Source organism: Arcicella rosea (assembly GCF_040543805.1).
In the GTDB taxonomy this organism is placed as follows: Bacteria; Bacteroidota; Bacteroidia; order Cytophagales; family Spirosomataceae; genus Arcicella; species Arcicella rosea.
Window position 1 is genome coordinate 131,094 of record NZ_JBEUMS010000017.1, and the last position, 19,365, is coordinate 150,458.

The 19,365-nt window shown below is 34.3% G+C and carries 15 protein-coding genes; 4 read left to right on the forward strand and 11 right to left on the reverse strand.

The window, feature by feature from the left end:
- Nucleotides 1-26 precede the first annotated feature (26 nt).
- The 10 genes from ABID42_RS19960 to ABID42_RS20005 form a co-directional block, all read right to left on the reverse strand.
- Entirely contained in the window at nucleotides 27-1,235 is a 1,209-nt protein-coding gene (locus tag ABID42_RS19960) for a glycosyltransferase (RefSeq protein ID WP_323689790.1), read from the reverse strand.
- Between the two features lie 98 nt (nucleotides 1,236-1,333).
- Nucleotides 1,334-2,509, reverse strand: coding sequence for a glycosyltransferase family 2 protein (locus ABID42_RS19965; protein WP_367285160.1), 1,176 nt, complete (start codon nucleotides 2,507-2,509; stop codon nucleotides 1,334-1,336).
- Between the two features lie 37 nt (nucleotides 2,510-2,546).
- Nucleotides 2,547-4,028, reverse strand: coding sequence for an O-antigen ligase family protein (locus ABID42_RS19970; RefSeq protein ID WP_323689788.1), 1,482 nt, complete (start codon nucleotides 4,026-4,028; stop codon nucleotides 2,547-2,549).
- A 16-nt stretch (nucleotides 4,029-4,044) separates the two neighbouring features.
- Complete coding sequence (locus ABID42_RS19975; RefSeq protein ID WP_367285161.1) at nucleotides 4,045-6,594, reverse strand: SPOR domain-containing protein; 2,550 nt, start codon at nucleotides 6,592-6,594, stop codon at nucleotides 4,045-4,047.
- A 44-nt stretch (nucleotides 6,595-6,638) separates the two neighbouring features.
- Entirely contained in the window at nucleotides 6,639-7,334 is a 696-nt protein-coding gene (locus ABID42_RS19980; protein ID WP_367285162.1) for a TolC family protein, read from the reverse strand.
- Between the two features lie 210 nt (nucleotides 7,335-7,544).
- Complete coding sequence (locus tag ABID42_RS19985; protein ID WP_367285163.1) at nucleotides 7,545-7,916, reverse strand: Hpt domain-containing protein; 372 nt, start codon at nucleotides 7,914-7,916, stop codon at nucleotides 7,545-7,547.
- A gap of 350 nt (nucleotides 7,917-8,266) precedes the next feature.
- A complete protein-coding gene (locus ABID42_RS19990) occupies nucleotides 8,267-9,340 on the reverse strand; it encodes a glycoside hydrolase family 2 TIM barrel-domain containing protein (protein ID WP_367285164.1) in 1,074 nt (357 codons plus the stop codon).
- Between the two features lie 33 nt (nucleotides 9,341-9,373).
- Nucleotides 9,374-10,417 (reverse strand): glycoside hydrolase family 43 protein, encoded by a 1,044-nt coding sequence (locus tag ABID42_RS19995; protein WP_367285165.1) that lies wholly within the window; start codon nucleotides 10,415-10,417, stop codon nucleotides 9,374-9,376.
- Nucleotides 10,418-10,454: 37 nt separating this feature from the next.
- Nucleotides 10,455-12,224, reverse strand: coding sequence for a sugar-binding protein (locus tag ABID42_RS20000; protein WP_367285166.1), 1,770 nt, complete (start codon nucleotides 12,222-12,224; stop codon nucleotides 10,455-10,457).
- Between the two features lie 191 nt (nucleotides 12,225-12,415).
- Nucleotides 12,416-14,056 carry a carboxylesterase/lipase family protein gene (locus tag ABID42_RS20005; protein ID WP_367285167.1) on the reverse strand — a complete coding sequence of 547 codons (1,641 nt, stop codon included), beginning with the start codon at nucleotides 14,054-14,056 and terminating at the stop codon, nucleotides 12,416-12,418.
- 261 nt (nucleotides 14,057-14,317) lie between these two features.
- Between ABID42_RS20005 and ABID42_RS20010 the strand changes: the two genes are divergently transcribed.
- The 4 genes from ABID42_RS20010 (at nucleotide 14,318) to ppk1 (ending at nucleotide 18,167) form a co-directional block, all read left to right on the forward strand.
- Nucleotides 14,318-14,554, forward strand: a complete 237-nt coding sequence (locus ABID42_RS20010) for a hypothetical protein (RefSeq protein ID WP_367285168.1) — start codon at nucleotides 14,318-14,320, stop codon at nucleotides 14,552-14,554.
- A 4-nt stretch (nucleotides 14,555-14,558) separates the two neighbouring features.
- Nucleotides 14,559-14,966 carry a type II toxin-antitoxin system VapC family toxin gene (locus ABID42_RS20015; RefSeq protein WP_367285169.1) on the forward strand — a complete coding sequence of 136 codons (408 nt, stop codon included), beginning with the start codon at nucleotides 14,559-14,561 and terminating at the stop codon, nucleotides 14,964-14,966.
- 108 nt (nucleotides 14,967-15,074) lie between these two features.
- Nucleotides 15,075-16,028 carry a site-specific integrase gene (locus ABID42_RS20020; RefSeq protein ID WP_367285170.1) on the forward strand — a complete coding sequence of 318 codons (954 nt, stop codon included), beginning with the start codon at nucleotides 15,075-15,077 and terminating at the stop codon, nucleotides 16,026-16,028.
- A 96-nt stretch (nucleotides 16,029-16,124) separates the two neighbouring features.
- Complete coding sequence (gene ppk1, locus ABID42_RS20025) at nucleotides 16,125-18,167, forward strand: polyphosphate kinase 1 (protein WP_367285171.1); 2,043 nt, start codon at nucleotides 16,125-16,127, stop codon at nucleotides 18,165-18,167.
- Between the two features lie 48 nt (nucleotides 18,168-18,215).
- Here the strand turns inward: ppk1 and ABID42_RS20030 are convergent, their stop codons facing one another.
- Nucleotides 18,216-19,286, reverse strand: coding sequence for an alkaline phosphatase (locus ABID42_RS20030; RefSeq protein WP_367285172.1), 1,071 nt, complete (start codon nucleotides 19,284-19,286; stop codon nucleotides 18,216-18,218).
- Nucleotides 19,287-19,365: the final 79 nt, after the last annotated feature.

The window sequence follows — 19,365 nt, forward strand, 5'->3', positions numbered from 1 at the left end:
CTCAAAAAGTGGTTTCTCATATTCAATTAATTACTATTCAATAACTGATTCTGAATAGTATAAATTTGTTTTACACAAGCCTCCCAAGTATGCCCTTTGGCACATTCTATTGCTGCGTTTCTAGCTGATGCGTTTTGTGGCAATAATGCTTTTTCGATCGCTTGTTTATAGCCTTCTTTACCCATTGCTAATTCAACATGGGGCAAAAACATTTTCATGGCTGGTGTATCTGTTGCCACCGTTGGTTTTCCCATTGCCAAGTATTCATCTATTTTTCTAGGATAATTACCAATGGTTAAAGCATTTAATAATTGTGGGTTCATACATACATCTAAGTACTGCATGTAAGCGGGTAACTGACTTGGTTTTTTAGCGCCTAAAAAATGTACATTTTTGATAGAATGTAAACGACTATGTTCAAAAACTGTTTCTTCTGGTCCAATTAATACTATTTGCCAATCTGGGCTCGTTTCTGCAATATCTATGAGTAACTGTATGTCTAATCGTTCAGAAGTAAGCAAACCTGCGTATCCAATTCTTGGATGTGGTATTTTTGCCAAATCTTCAGGTTCTGTGTAAGTAAAGTCAGCTTGGTAAATATCGGTTTCACAACCTTGACCAATATCTAAGCTAATGTCATTATGGTTTCGAGCATAATCTGCTAGATAAGCCGAGTTAGCAAAAACGGCATCCGCCATTTCAATGGCTTTGGGTTCTACTCTGCTTCCATGAAATTTAAAATATGGATGCTCTATCAGATTATCTCTGATATAATAAAAGCTCAATAGAGGTTGAAGATATTTTTTGGTAAACAATGCCGTAAACATCTGGCTATCATTTAACACAACTACTTTCTGAGGGTTCCACCCTAAACTTTTTATTCCTTTCTTAAGGCTATTAAAAAAGCCTTTACCATTGCGTTCATTTAAAGTATCATACAAGCTTAAATTCTTCAACCAGTTAATTGAATAGCTAATTGTTGCTGGGGTATGTACCCATAAATTTTCCCCTGCTTTGACAGTGTTTTCGCCGATACCCAAGGCAAGTTTTATTCTCTGCTTTCCATGCGGAGTATTGATTTGTTTCAAAATAGAGTTAATGTCAATAGCAGGATTAACATACAGTACAGGTTTAGTTTTACTGAACTCTACTGCCAAATTTCTGGCATTGCTTCCTAAATTCAATGCCCATTCTTGTTGTGCAATGACGATATATGCTTCAACGTTTTCTGACATATTTTCTATTTTTAACTTTCAATCCTTGTCTAAAACCCCAAATAAGGCAAATAATGACTGGAATCGCTATAATGTCCCAAGGCATAATTTTATTGTTTTTAGTGTTCGCTATCTCCGTGTGGAGTATGGATAAACTGTTTTCTAGCTTTTCCTATCTTGAACATCGCCTTCAACATGGAAATGATGGCTCCTGGAATTTGTAAAAAAGCCATTAGTAATTGCTTATTATACCATTTTGAAGGAATACTCAATAACAACGAAAAAGCCAAAGCCAAAAATAAACCAATACTATAATTGAGATGTTCGCTTGAAAAAACAAAAGAAACAATCAACCACAGTACCATCACCGCAACTAACATTACTCTTGGAAATAAATATGTTTGGAATACTTTATTAAAAAAAGCAATATTTCCTTTGAATAACTGAAACCAACCCTCAATAAAGTACTTTTCCAGAAACTCTACTTGCATGGCTAACCATCTGCTTCTTTGTTGACTGAATACATCTGTTTTAGCTACTTTTTCATCTAAAACATATTTCTTGTCAAGAAAAGCAACGTCTTTTTTATCTCTTATAATTCTAAACTCTAATTCTTTATCTTCACCAGAAGTATCGCCTATATCTTTCAGATAGTTTACGAACAAGTTCCAGTCAAACGCCATTCCGCTACCAATCAAGGCAGATGGTAAACCAACAGCAACATGACCACGACGAAAAATATTATTGTTGATTTCTTCCGTACAAGCATCTAATAGAGCAAAAGGTGTTTTAAAATCTTTAGCAGTTCTATGCCCTTGAATTACTTGATAACCCTGTTCATAAGCATCGTTCACCGCATGCAAAAAACCTTGTGTCATGTGGTTATCGGCATCCAAAATCACTACAATATCAACCGGAGCAATAGCAGTAGCTTCAATTGCTTTTTGTAATGCCTTCCCTTTCGTACTTTTTTCAAAGCTTACTTCTACCACTTTTATTGGCAGTGATTTTAATGTACTTAAAGTAGCTTCGCTAAATGAATCGGCAATGATAACAACTTCAAACAATTCTTTAGGATAGTCTTGTTTTATAGCATCTTTAGCTGTTGCAATAATAACAGCGTCTTCTTTATAACCGGGGATAAAAATGCGGATTTTTCTAAGCTTTTGCGCTTTAGGAAAATCCTTTTTGTTAGAAAATTTTCCTGCTAGAGCAAAGAAAAGTAAGTAGAATACCTGAATGGAAAGGTAAGCAAGTATTATTGTTTCAAAAATGGTAATTATTTGATGTATCATAGCAAAATGGTTATATCGAAAGCTTCATATTTCTTTTTTAGTGCTGTAAAAGTTGTTCTTCATCACTATTTACTGCAATTGATACTGTTTTAACTTCTGGAATATCCCAACGGGGGCTCAACCAAATTAAAACCCAACTGATATAAACAATTGCCGAAGTCGGCATTGTATTCAATACTTCATTCCCATAACTACACAACAAAATCCCAGCTGTTCCCCCACATAGCGCAATTAATTGATTTTTTAGTATAGGGTCTCGTGTTTTCCAAATAATCCCTGATGATTTACCTAGAATATAAAGCATGATACCAAACCACATAATAAAACCGATAATACCATACATTCCCCATATTTTTACATACAGACTATCGGGTGGAATATGTGAAATATATTTATCTGAATTAAATTTTTCTCCCCATTGCCCCATAGTACCTACTCCTGTTCCGAATGGTTTACTACCTAGGTAATCTCGTAGGATAGCTTGGTTCATTAACCTTACTTGTAAAGACGCATCTTTGGGATCTAAGGAACTCCTAAGGCGAACAATCTCGGCATTACCACTTCCGATATTAGTGTACTTTAGCATTCCGATAAATCCACCTCCCAAAATAGCGCCAAGAAGTAATATTTTTGTTTGTTTAATCAATATTAAAAACATCAATCCACCACCAACAATTGCAAAAAGTGCTCCCCTAGTTCCTGAGATTAGCATACCATAAAAGATTAGCAATCCTGCAATAGCAAACCAAGCCTTTTTTAGTAGTTTATATGGACCTGTTGCTAAAATAATACAAACAATTGCCAAATGTCCTTGCGATGCCCCAAATTGTGCTGCATCAAAATAGTATGAAAATATTCTTAATTTACCGAAAAGAATATGTGTTTTTTTACCGCCTTCTTCCAGCCATTTATGTTCTGCTTCATCAACCCCCAAGTAAAGTTGCTTCATCCCATAAAGAGCCCCAATGAAAGACATAATGATGATGATATTCAAAAACAAATTAATATCTGTCCTTTTATTGAATACCAAAAAAGTCAATACTACTGTTAATACCCAATAAAGCGTAGATGACCTCATTTCATAAACCCATCCTAAAATACTTGGTCTTTCTGGATTACCTATTTGTAGAAATGTAAGTACCATCCACGAGATTGTAAGCCAAACCAAGTCGTTATTTAAGTGTCTTCTCCTAAATCGGTTTTTCTGATAAAATATTACTGCGAATAAAGTACTAAAGAGTATTGCCTCAATACCCATACCCACTTGTAAACCTGATATATGCTTACCGAGATAGGGCATTATAAAACAGTAAACCAAAAAACTAATAATTCCGACTCTTGGCTGATAAAAAATCAATATCACAAAACCAATTGCAAAAGGGAAAACCAAAAATAGAATTCCAGTAGCTATTCCATTTCTAGCAATAGCCATACCCATAAAAACAGCTAGAGCAATCGCAACTAAAAGCCAACCATTGCCTAGCTTATTTCTAGAATTATAGAATAAATCTCCCTCCATTTAGATAATGTTAGAATTACTGCTCAAAATACACCCAAGTATTTTTACCGTATTTTCTATTGATTTGATCAGATTTATCTTTTGCTTCGCTTTCTGTTCCAAATACATCATAAGCTACTCTTACAGTAGAGCTTTTTTGTGTTGAACTAATTATCTGTGCATTTGTAAATCCATTTTTTTTCAAATCCTCCATATAGATTGTGGCATTGGCTTCTGAGCTAAATGCCCCTGCTATCACATAAAATTGCTTTGAAGAGCGTAACCCATTGTTACTTTCTGTTCCTTTCACGAAAGCACTATCTCCTTCAGAAAAGTTATTGCCAAAACCTGTGTCTATGGAAGAAGAATCTATCGTTTGTTGAACTTCATTGGCTTTTACAGGAATTTCTTTCTGCTGTTTTTTATACAAATAAATGGCGATTGAAGACAAAATCAATCCTGCTATAACACCAAACAAAACAACTCCGCTTACTTTATTTTTTTTTACAGGATTGATTAGATTATCTCCCTCTGTATAGTTTTTATTTCTTGCATTTTTATTAATAGCATTTCTATTCCCAAATTCAAATTTAGCCACATGTTTAATGAAGGCTCTGATAAGATTTCGTTTTTTAGGAACTTCGCCGATGTATTCTTCCGCAAAACTTATATCTACTCCATTGAGTACAAAAAATGGCTTATTTCCTGTTGTTTTGGTGAAAATATTAATCATTTCTTTGTCTATTTTTGTCCAAATTCTATTGGCACGACAAAGCAAAATAGTACAACTCAAACGAGGAAATGATTCTGGTTTAATAATCATATTATCTAACGGCGGAAATTCTATCAAAGAAAAATCAGCATTTAGACTTCCTTTTAAATCATAATCATTATTCCATGTATGTGTTTCTACTGAATAATCCAGAGCTGTTAATTCTTTCGCTAATAAATAGGCTAACGTAGATTTCCCTTCACTTTTTTGTGTACTGACCAAACCAATAGTAATGGGTTTAACAGAGAGGTCAATTGTTGCAAGCAATTGTTGCATCAATCTGAGATTTGACTTTAATAAAAAGTATGGATTTTCATTCAATAAAGGATATACTCCCAATAATGGTAAACCCACAATATTTTTTGCTCTTTGTGGTTCCATTAATGTTTTATTAATTAAAGCCTGAGTAATAATCAAGGCTAATACTAAAACAAAACCAACCATAAAGCCTACTATCACCAATATTAATCTTTTGGAAGCATTAGGCTTTAAAGGTAAGTATGGAGGATCTACTACATTAAGTTTTGCAGTAATTTCTGTATTTTGTTGATTGAGCTTAGCGGCATTCAAACTATGGAGTAAATCCAAATATTCTTGTTCTGAAACAGAAATTAAGCGTTCTATTTTTTTGAGCATCGCACCTAAAGGCGCAAATTTTCTATATTCAGCTTCAAATTCTGCCTTACGTTTATCCATTACCGTTAAGCGTGCCTTACTTTGTTCAAAAGCAATTGTGTTCTTGAACCATTCATCTAATACAGTTTTGGTAGGTATCCCATTAGGTGTGTTTGAATCTGTATAAAGATTATCTAAAGAAACCTTTAATTTTTTTTCAAGTTGGCTTGCTGCTTTCTTTAAGCTATCTATTTGGTCTTTGTTTTCTCCTTTTTTATCAAGTACTTCTCCAAGGGCTATTTTATTATAAATATCAGATAGTTTTCCTCTCTCTTTAATTACATCACTACCATACAATGTCTGATAGGTTTTTCCTTTGATATTTTCATTTACTTTGTCTAAAGATGAACTTAAAGCCATTCTATCCATTTCCAAACTATGGTTCATTGCATATAGACCTTCTCTTTCTCCTGCTACAGCTTTAGTTTGTTCATAGTAGTTAATGATATCATTATTTTTATTAAACTCCATAAATAACCTTTCTGCCGAATCCAATTTGGCAAAGGCTTTTTTGGTTTCCGACTCAAAATAACCTAAAGCACTTACGGTTTGTCCTTCTTTGATTTCTCTGTTTTTAAGCATAAAAATCTCTTCCAACAATTCTATTGTTCGTTTACAGATATAAGGGTCGTTTGCTTCATAAGAAATCTTGATTAAGTCACTACTACTAATTCTAGAAGACTTGATTTTATTAAGCGCATTGATAGAATAATATCCATTATCAGAATTGATAAGCTTGTAAATAGCATTCTCTTTATCTTTCGCCATATAAGCCTTAACGGCCTTCTTGGTTTCTTCCAAAGTAGGCTTAACAATCTGGCTTTTAACGCTTTCTGGTATTAACTTTTGAAGTTCATCATAAGAACCCCAAGATAATACATCTGGAATATGTTTTTTAAGAAGTAAATGTTCAGATAATAAAGCAATCGCTACATCTATTTTGGTATCTCTTGAATCAATTACTGATAAAAGGTTATCAAAGGCATTGCTTGTTGCAAAAAAGTCTGTTTTGTTACTTCCATTCAAGCTGTAGCCAGAGGCAATTCCTGTATAGATATTTGATTCAGAAGAATATACTTTCTTTTCTTTACGAGTAAAATAAAAAATAGTAAACGCTAAAGCCGAAGGGATTAGAATCAACCACTTGATGTTTTTTATGATTAACCTTATAAAATGTAAAAAGCTCATTTAATCTGCTGTAATAATGTTGATAAATTCACCCCCACAAAAGCTTCTAACTGCATAAATGCTGTCTGAAAAGTATTCAAAGATGTTTCGTATTCAATTTTTGCTTTATTGTATGATTCTAGTACTTTCGATTGTTCATCTATCCCAATTTGATTCTGCGCAAACCGTTTTTCAGCCATTATATAACTAGATTCTACAGATTGTAAATTACTATTACTTAGTGTTAATATTTTCTTTGCTAGCTTAAGTGCTTGGAATCGCCCTATCACTTCTTGTTTTATCGTTAAATTAATATTTTCTTGCTCTGCCAAAGCACTGTTAATCTGTGCTTGTCCTGCCTTGATAGTATGTTTTCTATTCAAAATATTAATCAAAGAGAGTTGTACACCAACCCCTACATTATAAAAGCCTGTTTGTGATGTGGTAAAGCTATTGGCACCTGGGACAGTACCTGTGGGATTATTTACAGCAGAATAGTTTGTACCATAATTGTATGAAGATAATGCTGCTACACCACTGTAAATAGCATTTTTGTTGATTTTTAAACTGGCATTCGCAACCTCAACTGCTGCTGTACCCTTTTTGACTAATGGAGAAAACTTAATTGCTGATTCTATCAATAAAAGCAAAAAGTCTTCTGATTCTAAGCCTTTCGCCATCAAAATATCTGTTGATACTGTTTGTGCATTCACTTCAAAAGAGCTTATTCCGATCACAAGGAACAGAACAACCTTTAGAATATTTTTTTTTAGACAAACCATAAATTTTACCTTAAAGTAAACCAAAGCTATTTAACTATTCATTAAACAATATAGCAAATATACATTGATTTAAACAAGCTACTGAACAAGTATATTAAATCAGTATGTTAATACTATAAAGGATTTTTATTATTAAAAAGGCTAGATTCCCTCTTCCTCCATTCGTTTTAATTCTTCTATCACAATCTCTTTTACTTTTGCTACTTCTGGCAAAAGTTCGTTGTAACGTCTTATCAGTTCTTCTCCTGTTGGATTACCTTTTGCATAAAGTTCATATTCATGAATTTTAGGACTGATGTCTGGAAACCCAATCATCGAGAAACAAGGCTTAAATTGATGTGCCAAACCACCTATTACAGCGAAGTTTTTTTGTTGTAATTTAGCCTGAATGTCATCCCAAATTGGTAAACTATCTTCTAAAAAAGACTCAAACATTATTTTGACAATCGTTACGTCATCTCCGTAAATATTGTTTAAATGACTAACGTTAATTTGAGAATTAAAGCTGAACATATCTTTGGATTGTTTCTAATAATTAGTTGACAAAAACTATACCACAAAAATGACTGAATTAAAAAAAACGTGATGTTTGAAGAATTACTTTAGAATCATCAAAAACAGTATTTTATTCAATGGTCATTTATAACTTTTAAAAGTACTGAAAAGCCCACAAAATTAAAATTTATCCCTGAGTATTTTGAAGATTTATTTGAACGCTACGCTTTAAAAAGTCTCTTCTGAAAGAATTTATTGAGATACTTCATCAAAACTGCCTAATAAACAGGAATTTATAAAAAAATAGGCTGATGAGTATCAGAACATTTTCCGATACTCATCAGCCTATTTAAAATCATGTAAAATATTTACTTCTTGCCTGTCAGGTCTTTAATTACCTTTACTTCATCTTGTTTGTAAGGTGTGCCGTCTGGTCTGAAAATATCATGAAACCACAGCTCTGGCTCATTTCCATTTGGCATTGGCTTATCCCAAGCATAAATGGTGTTGGTTTTTCCAGCTACTAATCCCCAGTTATAGGCTGCGATGTTTTCCTTTTTCAAAATAGGCATGATGTTACTGAACAAACTATTTCTACTTCTTGCCATGTATTCTGTACAAAGTAATGGACGCTGAGAAAGCGATTTTAGTTTTTCAATATCCTTGGTATGGTTTTCAGTATCGCCATAATTATGATAAGTAGTTACGTCTGAATTTTTGATTTGGAAGTCGGATAATTCTTTCAATTTCCAATCCCAAACACCCGCAGAAAGTGGTTGGCTTGGATTTACTTCTCTTCCCCAAACGAATACTTTTTCTAACAATGGTAAACTTTTATTGCCATATCCAGAGTTTCCCGGTTCATTATATAAATCCCACAATACGATTCGCTTATCGTTTTTAAAGCTTGTTAAAATATCTTTTACATAAGCTTCTAATTTTTCAATTACTTGCGGTTCTGTGAAAATCAATTCGCCCGGATCACGAACCCAACCTGAATTATGAATACCCAGTTTTGGTGCAGGCTGTTTTCCAACGCTATAGGTTGGATTCCAACAATCATCAAATAAAACAAAAAGCGTAGAAATATGATGTTTATCCGCTATTTTCAAATACTGATTGACACGATTTTTAAAGCCTTTTGGGTCAACTTCCCAAGCCAAATGATGTAAGTAAACACGCATAGAATTCATTCCGATGCTTTCTGCATAACCTAATTCTCTGTCGATTGTCGCAGGGTCAAAACTTTCTGCTTGCCACATTTCTAATTGGTTGATAGCAGTACTTGGGATAAAATCGCTGCCTCGCAACCAACCTTTTGTTTTGTACCAAGCATTGGCTTTTTCGACCGACCAAATTTCTCTCGCTTTCGTCTGAGCGACGATGCTCTGAGCTAATAAACTGAAAGCCAATAGGCTAAGTAATGTTTTGAAGATTTTCATCCGATTAATGTTTATAATAATTATGTTGAGCGATTATTTTTCTGTTGGGATTTTGAGCGATTGATTTTCTTTTACTGGTAAACCAAAATTTGGTGTTCCATTGGCATTCCAAGTAAATTTCTGTGCTCTTGGCGAACGAAACCCACCGCAACCTTGTCCAGGTTTTGAATTAGCATGATAAAGTATCCAATCTTCTTTTCCATCTGGTGATTTAAAAAATGAATTATGTCCCGGCGCAAAAACACCATTTTCTGGCGATTGCTTAAACACTGGTTCTGCCGATTTTTTCCAACTATTCGGGTTCAATAAATCTGCATTTACATCTGCCGTCAACATTCCTAAAACGTAAAAGTCTGTCCAACAACCACTTGCAGAGTAAATAATAAATACTTTATCTCCATGTTTTAAAACCTGCGGTCCTTCATTCACATTTACGTGTGGCAGATTTGGGTCGTTCAAATCACCATGCTTTTCCCAGTCGAAATCAGAACCTGATATTTTTGAACGATTTCCTTCAATCGTCCAAGCGTTTTTCATCTTAGCGATATAAATATTCTGCTGACCATTTTTATCACCTTCCCAACCCGACCAAATCATGTACAATTGTCCACGGTGCTCAAAAACATCTCCATCAATTGCCCATTTATCAGAAGGGTCAGCTACTTTTCCTTTAAAAATCCATTCGCCTTTCATTGGGTCGGGCGAAGCATTTTCTAACACATACATTCGGTGATGATTGTTGTCGCCATCATCCGCCGCAAAATACATATACCATTTCCCTTGAATAAAATGAATTTCGGGCGCCCACAATTCTTTAGAATACATCGTTCCTTGTGGTGGCGTCCAAATCGTTTTACTTTCTGCTGTTTTAAGATTTGCTAAGTTTTTTGTTTTCCAAAGCATCAACTTGTTTTGAGCTGTATGCGTATAATAGTAATATCCGTCTTTATAAAAACTGTAAGGATCTGCCCCAGAAGGTAACAGCGGATTAGTGAAAAAAGCTGGCGATTCTACTTGGGAAAGGCTGGATGAACAATTCCATAAAATCATAAAAAATATCCATTTGACGTTTTTCATAGTGTGATTATGAGATAAATTATTGTTTTTGTTTCGATTATTTTAATAATAAAGTTGTCCATGAATAAGAAGCACTATCAATATTTCCTGCAATAGATTCTACATAATCTGCCTCCGACTTTCCACTGTTTTCTGTAAGGCTCATATTCAATCCAATGCGAGTATTGATTGCTGGTTTACCTCCTAAAACCCTCCAAGGAATTGAAATTTCTTGGAAATATCCTCCTTGTTTTCTCTTCACAAAAGACTGAAAACCAGATACATTTATTTTTTGAACCCATTTTCCATTACTCCCTTCTTTTATCAATACTTGATTATCCGCAGTAATGAAAAATTTGAAAATTCCTTTATCTGGAGCTTCATAAGATTTATTCTGAGCATCAATACTGATACTCAGTCCATCATTATTTTCCAGCGTAGAAGCATTCGTTGAAACAAGTGCATCGCTGATATTGGCTAAAATATAAAGGTTGTTTTTATCATAACTTACAGCGGCTTTTACTTGGGTCGCACTTTTTTGTCCGATAAAAATGGGTAAAGTATTTTTCCATCCTTTTTCATTCATTAATCCATCAATCACAAGGCTTTCTTGAATGGCATTCAATTCAGGAATTATGTGTCCTTTTATCATCCAAATTTCTGTATTTCCAGAAAAAGCATTTGTACTTGTTAGGGCAATTACGGTATTATCATTCAAAACGCTCAGGCTATTCCAAAGTCCAGATTTATTATCAGGGATATTAAAAGGTGTTGATTTTCGAGTAAAATGTTGTGCGTTTTCATCGCCAATCACCACCTTCATTTCTGCAAAACTTGTTCTATTGATTCTTCCTTCTGTTCCTTGATAAGATAAAATGGTTTCCCCTGTTTTGAGTTGTCGCAAATAGGGTGCTCCCGCATAAATATGTTCTTCTATTTTTTCTGACAAAGCATAAGTTCGACGATTACTTGTAGCATCTACAGGCTGCGACCAATTTTGTGTCAATGTGTTTTTAATTACATAAGGTTTAAAATCACCAAAACCGTTATCTTCTATTGCAAAAGCAATCTCATTCCCATTTTTCAACAGTAAAGGTGATGGCATTCCATCCCTTTTACCTGCTCTAAAACTTACCATTTCAGGTTTTTTTGTCCAAGTCAAGCCATTATCATTCGAACGAAACATTGAAATATTTTGCTCGGTGGAATTCGTGTAAACCCCTTCATTAGCAAAGAAAAGTTGGATTTCTCCATTGGGCAATTGAATCGCAGAAGGCTCCCAACAACCATTTTCAAAACGGTAATCGGCTTCATAAAGTAAGCTTTCATTTTGCCAAGTATTTCCTCCATCATAGCTTTTCTTAGTCCGAATAGCAAAACGTTTTGATGGTTCATTCCCAGCAGGACGAGGATTATAACAAACCAAAATAGAGGAATCTTTCAATTCCAAAATATCAGGAACAGCCATATTTACTCCATCTTTTTTACTGGCAACCACGATGGGAGACGTCCAAGTAATCCCCAAATCGTTACTCTTTACAATTACAACATTTCCATCTGCTTCATAAACACATATCAAAGCATTATCACGCCCTTGAATCACTCGTGCATAACCACAATACCGTTCTCCTTTAGCAGATGAAGATACTTTTTTGAGGCTAGTATAATCCCATGCAATCCGAATACCGCCAATGGCTTTTCTGGAAGTAATTGGATGAGGCTTTTCTATATGCTGTTGAGTATTTGGCATTGGTGTTATGCTTTTTCCACAACCATTAGCAATGAAGAAAAAAGCGATGACAACAAACAACCATTTATACAATTTCATATTGATAGATTTATATTTTTTTGACGATACAAAGTGAATAATTTTAATTTGATTTTATCGTTCAAATGTTATTCAAAATGTCTCATTTTGTGTCGATATCAGTAAAAAGCCAAAGTTTTTTCTAAAAAATGACATAAAAAAAGGCTTCAGAAATTCTTCTGAAGCCTTTTCCCTATTAGAAATTCGTATTACTATTTCACAGCCGTTAATTCCAACAAATCCTTATCATAGTGGAATTTCTGAACGCATTGATTATCAAAAATCATCGTCGCACCATTTTCAGCAGAGTACTTTTGCCAAGTTGGTAAACCTTTGTGGTTAGGGTTTCCAGATTTTGCAAAATTTATCCAAGCCTGACTCATTTTATTAGAAAGCGCATAAGCCGAAGCACCACCGCCAGTCATTTCTTCGCAACGAGCAATGTTATCAAAAATGAACGGTATTTCAATACAGTGAATCGCCTTGTACATTCCATCCATTACGGGCGACTGCCAATTAAACATATACATATAAACTGGAGCAGCATCGGCTGTTGCTTTCATATTAGCTTGTTTTACAGCACCTGGACGGAAAGTTGTTAAATCAATATCAATCAAATCTGATGGTTTTGTGGTATTTGGATATGCTTTTTCAACTGCTTTTAAATAAGCTTCTGTTTTATCGCCATACTTTTTCTGTAAAAATGCTTTCGCTTCATCGGTTGAAAAACTTCTAATCGCAGGATTGATTAATGAAGCCATGAACTCATTTTTAGTTGAACCAATCAACAAAGGGATATCTTTAGAAATGGCTAAACCAGCTGGGTCAACTTGTTGATAGGGCAAATAAGTACCGTCTTGACTTGGACCCCAACCTAATCCGCCACCCACAAAAGCTTTTCCTTCTGCTTTCATCTGTGCCTGTACTTTTTGTTGCGCTCTTTTGCCCGCAGCATTCAATTTTTCGTAAGATATTTTCTGTAAAGAATCTACTTGGTTTGGTTTTAAACCCAATTCCTCAAGTAAAGCGGCACTTACTCTCTGAGCATTTTCTTTTTCTAAAAAGCTAGTTCTGTAACTTCCACTTTGTACGATGGCTTTATGAAAAAGTCCTTTTGCCGAAGGCGCATACATTAAAGTTGTTACTTTCGCTCCACCGCCCGACTGTCCGAAAATCGTTACATTATTAGGGTCGCCACCGAAATTAGCAATATTGTCTCTCACCCAATGCAAAGCAGCTTCTAAATCCATGATACCAACATTGGCAGAAGATTTATATTTTTCACCATAGGCTGATAAATCGCAAAAGCCCAAAACATTCAAACGGTGATTGAGTGAAACCACAACAACATCACCTTTTTTACTCAAATTTTCTCCATCATAAGAAGGTAATTCAATCGAAGAACCAGCCGTAAAACCACCACCATGAAGCCAAACCATTACAGGACGTTTCTTATTATCATTAATGCCCGAAGTCCAAACATTTAAACTTTGGCAATTTTCGTTGGTATAACCCCAATTATGATTGAAAGCAAATTCTAATACATCATTCACCGAAGTAGTAGCGTCCATCGGACAAACTGGGCCGTAAGTCATCGAACTTCTTACATCCGACCAAGGTTTTGGTTTACTTGGAGGCATAAAACGCTCAGATTCAGCATAGGGAATACCTTTATAGGTATAAGTGCTTTTGTGAATATAACCTCTTACTTTTCCAAAGACCGTTTGCACAACTGCTGTAGAAGAGTTAGCAATAATAGCATCAGCTGGAGCGGTACTTTTCTGACTAAAACTCGTCATGGGCGACAAGCCGATGGCAGATAATAACAAGAGTGATAAAGTTTTCTTTTTCATGATAAATAGACGATTGATATAAAATTGAGTTTTGAAAGGGAAAAGCCTCTATTGTCTCACTTTGAGACTTTATAAAACAAAAGTCTGAAAAAATATTTGAATTATTCAATATTTTTTCAGACTTAATGTTAAAAATGTATTTTTGATTCAGTTATTAAAGACTTTTATATAAAATTCAGCCAAAATCTTATGTTAATAATTATTATATTTTAACTGTTGTATTTTGTAAAAGAGTAAATTTGATAAAAAACGAACGTATTTATGGAAGCTACTTTTAGAATTCCCGTGAACGCATTACCAAATATTGTAAAATCTGTTAAAGCATTATTTGGCTCGACTGCAATGATAGATATTACAGTAAAAGAAAGTGAGCAAGATAATAATCCTGATTATTCAGAAATGTTTAAAAGAACAGAACAAATGAGATTGAAAAATGAAAAAATATTTGTTCCTGAAAATTTAGATTTGTCAGCTTTAGCAAATGAAGTAAACCTATAATACTATGCTTTATTTTGATACAGATGTACTAATCAATTATCAATTTAATCAAAACCAGATTAGCCATAATAAAGCCATTCAGATTTATGAGCAAGCAATAAAGTCCAGAGCATTTTTTACATCACTTTTAACTTTACAAGAGTTTAGTTATGTTGCTCATCGAATCGGCTGTCCTGAATCGGATATTGAAATAATGGTTCAAGATTTTATGTTAGCAAAACCTGTTGCTTATACCAGCACAGATTTTATCAGAGGAATACAACTGGCTAAATTAATCGGTTTTCAAAATATCAATGACTGTTTACACACAGCCATTGCAGAACATAATGGTTGTACGGAAATTTATACTTTCAACAAATCCGATTTCCAAAAATTACAACGCTTCACAAAAGTAAAAATCTCCATTTTATGATTTTTTAATCAAAAAACACATATACTTTTATTTTTGTTTTTACTTCCGATAATTAAACATTATCAAAACTAAAACTATATTTGTAGCGATTAAAACAAAAGCCAAATCATGCAGGAAATTTCGCCCATCGAGCACAATACTTTAGCAAATGTTCAAACACTTGCCGAAAAAGTTGATACTTATGGCCGCAAAGGTTTGGAAGGTGCCGCCAATACGCAAAGAGCGTATCGAGCAGATTTAAAACATTTTCAAAATTGGTGCGAAAAAAATAATTTCACGATGATGCCCGTTTCAGCTTCGACGCTCTCAGGCTATGCAGCGCATTTGGCAGATACGCATAAATGGTCAAGTATCAATCGTCGATTTGCCGCTATCAGTAAACTTCATCATCTGAACAATTTGGCTACTCCGACGCAAGACCGCCAGTTCAAGGCAGTCATGGAAGGAATCAAAAGAATAAAAGGTATTCGACAAAAACAGGCTCCCGCTTTTAATATTAAAGAAATTAAAAATGTTTTGCGCAGCATCGAAACTGACACCAATACTTTACTAAGAAATAAAGCTATTTTGCTTTTGGGTTTTACAGGAGCTTTCAGGCGTTCGGAATTGGTCGCTTTGAATTTGGAGGATTTGACTTTTTCAGAAGACGGACTCATCGTTTCGATGGGAAACAGTAAAACCAACCAATATGGCGATTATGAAGAAAAAGCTATTTTTTATAGTCCAGAAACAGTACTTTGTCCCGTAAGAACTTTACAAACCTGGATTACTACTTTAGCAAGAGGTGCTGGACCATTATTTGTGAGAATCAGAAAAGGAGATTCTTTAACCGAAGAAAGACTGAATGATAAAACAGTAAACGATTTAGTGAAAAGCTATTTAGGTGAAAAATACTCTGCCCATTCGCTCAGAGCCTCTTTTATTACCATCGCCAAACTAAACGGCGCCGACGACAGTGAAGTAATGCGCCAAACAAAACACAAAACTTCCGCTATGATTATCCGCTATACTCGTTTAGAAAATATCAAACAACATAATGCTGCCATGAAATTGGGTTTATAAAAATTCATTTTAATATCTTGTTAAATAATCGGACGGATGTTCAAACTTATCTGATTTCTATTAGCTTTAACCTTTCAATCTATTTCATCATCATTCATGCAAGCTTTTACCTTTTTCGACAGAGACATCAGTTGGCTATACTTCAACGAACGAGTATTAATTGAAGCGCAACGAAGTGAAGTACCTTTATTAGAAAGAATTAAATTCCTTTCTATCTATTCTTCTAATTTGGATGAATTTTACAGAGTAAGAGTTCCTGCTTTGATGGCACTTAAAAAACTTTCAGAAAAAGAAGAGATTGATGATGCTGACAAAAACAAAGAGATTTTAAGCCAACTTAAGGAAATTGTAAGTAGTCAACTACAAAGATTTGGACAAACTCTTTCCGAACAAATTCTTCCTGCACTTAAAGAAAATAATATTCATCTTGTTTATAATGAGGCACTTCCTGAAAGTATTTTAGCCTCAACAAGAGCCTTTTTTTTCACGCAAGTTCTTGCATTTTTACAACCTATTTCATTTTTAAAAAGCGATAAAGTCTGTTTTCCAGAGAATAACAAATTATATGCTTTAGTTGTGTTATCAACTGGAAATCAAGAAGATGAACAGCTCCAAATTGTCAATATTCCTTCAAACGATTTACCAAGATTTTATACTGTTTCCCAAAACGGCACTCAGTATATTGTATTTTTAGAAGATATTATCAAAGAACATCTTCACTTGGTTTATAAAAAATCAAATATTAAAGGTTTCTATACTTTTAAAATTACTCGTGATGCTGATTTGTCTTTGGAAGATGAATACAAAGGTGATTTAGTAGAAAAATTAGAAAAGCAAATTGCCAAAAGAGATTTCGGTTTTGCCACACGCTTTTTGTTTGATGCCAAAATGCCCAAGAATCATTTAGAGACATTAACGAATTATCTCAACCTTAAAAAACAGAGTATTGTAGAAGGCGGAAGTTATCATAATTTGAAAGATTTCTATGCCATTCCTATCAATAATCCTGAAATGAAGTACGATAATTGGCAAGCCATTCATCATGAAATCCCTGAAAATCAGACACTTTTTGGCGAAATAAAACAACGAGATATTATTTTTCATCCGCCATATCAGTCTTATGATACTGTACTTCGTTTTTTTAATGAAGCCGCTATCGACCAAAATGTAGAAGAAATTTACGTAACACTTTATCGAGTTGCCAGCGATTCAAGAATTGTAAATGCTTTGATAAGTGCTGCTAAAAACGGCAAAAAAGTATCCGTTTTAGTAGAATTAAAAGCTCGTTTCGATGAAGAAAACAACATCAAATGGGCGAAAAAAATGAAGGCAGAAGGTGTAAAAATCATTTACAGCGTGCCTTCTTTGAAAGTTCATGCTAAAATTGCTTTGGTGAAAAAGAAAGTCGGGAAGAAAATCTCATACTTCGGTTTACTTGCTACTGGAAACCTGAACGAAAGTACTGCTAGGTTTTATACAGACCATATTTTACTGACAGCTCATCAAGAAATGTTGGCTGAAATGGAATTGATTTTCAGATTTTTAAGTAAAAAGAAACGTAAACCAAATATTTCGGACATCAGTAATTTTAAACATTTACTAGTTGCTCAGTTCAATTTACAACATCAATTTCTTGCCTTAATCGACCGAGAAATCGCTCATGCACAAAAAGGTTTACCTGCCAAAATCACACTCAAGATGAATAATCTTGAAGAAAAAGTACTGATTAGCAAGCTTTATGAAGCATCAAATGCTGGGGTAAAAATTGAGTTAATCATCAGAGGAATTTGCTGTTTGATGCCAGGAGTAAAAGACATGAGTGAAAACATTAATGTTCGAAGAATCATTGATAAATATTTGGAACATGGCAGAATTTTCATCTTCCATAACCAAGGAAATCAGGAAATTTTCATGGGTTCTTCTGATTGGATGAACAGAAATATTTATCGAAGAATTGAAGTATGCTTTCCGATTTATGATGAAAAAATCAAGCAAGAAATACTTCAAATCATTGATTTACAACTACATGATACTGCTCAAGCGGTTTCAATCAATAGTGAATCAAATAATGTTTTCTTTCCAAAAGCTGAAAACGCTTTGCGTTCACAAGCCGCAATTTATCATTTGTTGAATCAATAGTTTTAAGAGTAGCTTCTTCTTGCAAAACTAGAAGCTACTCTTAAAATATTACTTCTTAAAATTGAAAGCCTTCAACATTTTATCAAAAATCTGATTATTGAAGTAAATGCCCGAAAATGCCTCAGCACCAACGCCATAAGCATAAACTGGAATCATTACGCCTGTATGACTTTTCGTCGTGAATTTTCCTTCAATATGCCCTTCTTTATCTGCATCAATTAATGAAAAACCGCCCGTTTCATGGTCGGCCGTAACGATAACCAAAGTATTTCCATCTTTATCAGCAAAATCAAAAGCTTCTCCGATAGCTTTGTCAAAATCAATCATTTCATTGATAATGTACTGAGTATCATTGGCATGTCCGCCCCAATCTATTTGAGAACCTTCAATCATCACAAAGAATCCTTTTTTGTTTTGCTTCAAAATATTCAAAGCCGTTTTGGTAGATTTTAGCAATTGTTCTCCACGTCCTTCCGAAATTTTCACTTGTTCTTCATCGGCCAGAAAACCCGCTAGTTTTCCTGATTTTACATTTGCTACTTCTTCAATTGTATTCGCAATTTGGTAATTTTTAGCCTTCAAACTATCTATCAAATTTCTGCCATCTTTGCGTTTAGTAAAGTGTTTTCTGCCACCGCCAATAAAAACATCAACATCGGTTTTCAAAAAATCATTGGCAATTTCTTCAACCATACTTCTTGATGGCTGATGCGCAATAAACGAAGCTGGCGTAGCATGAGTAATGGAACAAGTAGCCAGTAAGCCTGTTGCTAAGCCATTTTTTTCGGCAATTTCTAAAATCGTTGGTTGTGCTTTTTTCAAACTATCTACTCCGATTGAACCATTGTATGATTTTTGTCCAATCGACAAAGCTGTTGCTCCAGCACCCGAATCCGTCACAAAATCATCTGTCGCTTGATTTTTGTGAAAACCAATAAACTGACTTCTTTCGATATTCAAATGCCCTTTGTTGGCTACAATTCCTGCATAAACTTGGGCAGCGCCCATGCCATCACCAATGAGTAAAATAATATTTTTAGGATGTTTCAATACAGCATTTTTTTGTGAAAACCCTGAAAATGAAATCATTAGCAATAATAAACAAAGTATCTTTTTCATGAAATAAAAGGATTATGGTAGTGTTTAATGAATAGCATTCATTACTGAACGCTATTTAAGACTGCGATAATAAACATTT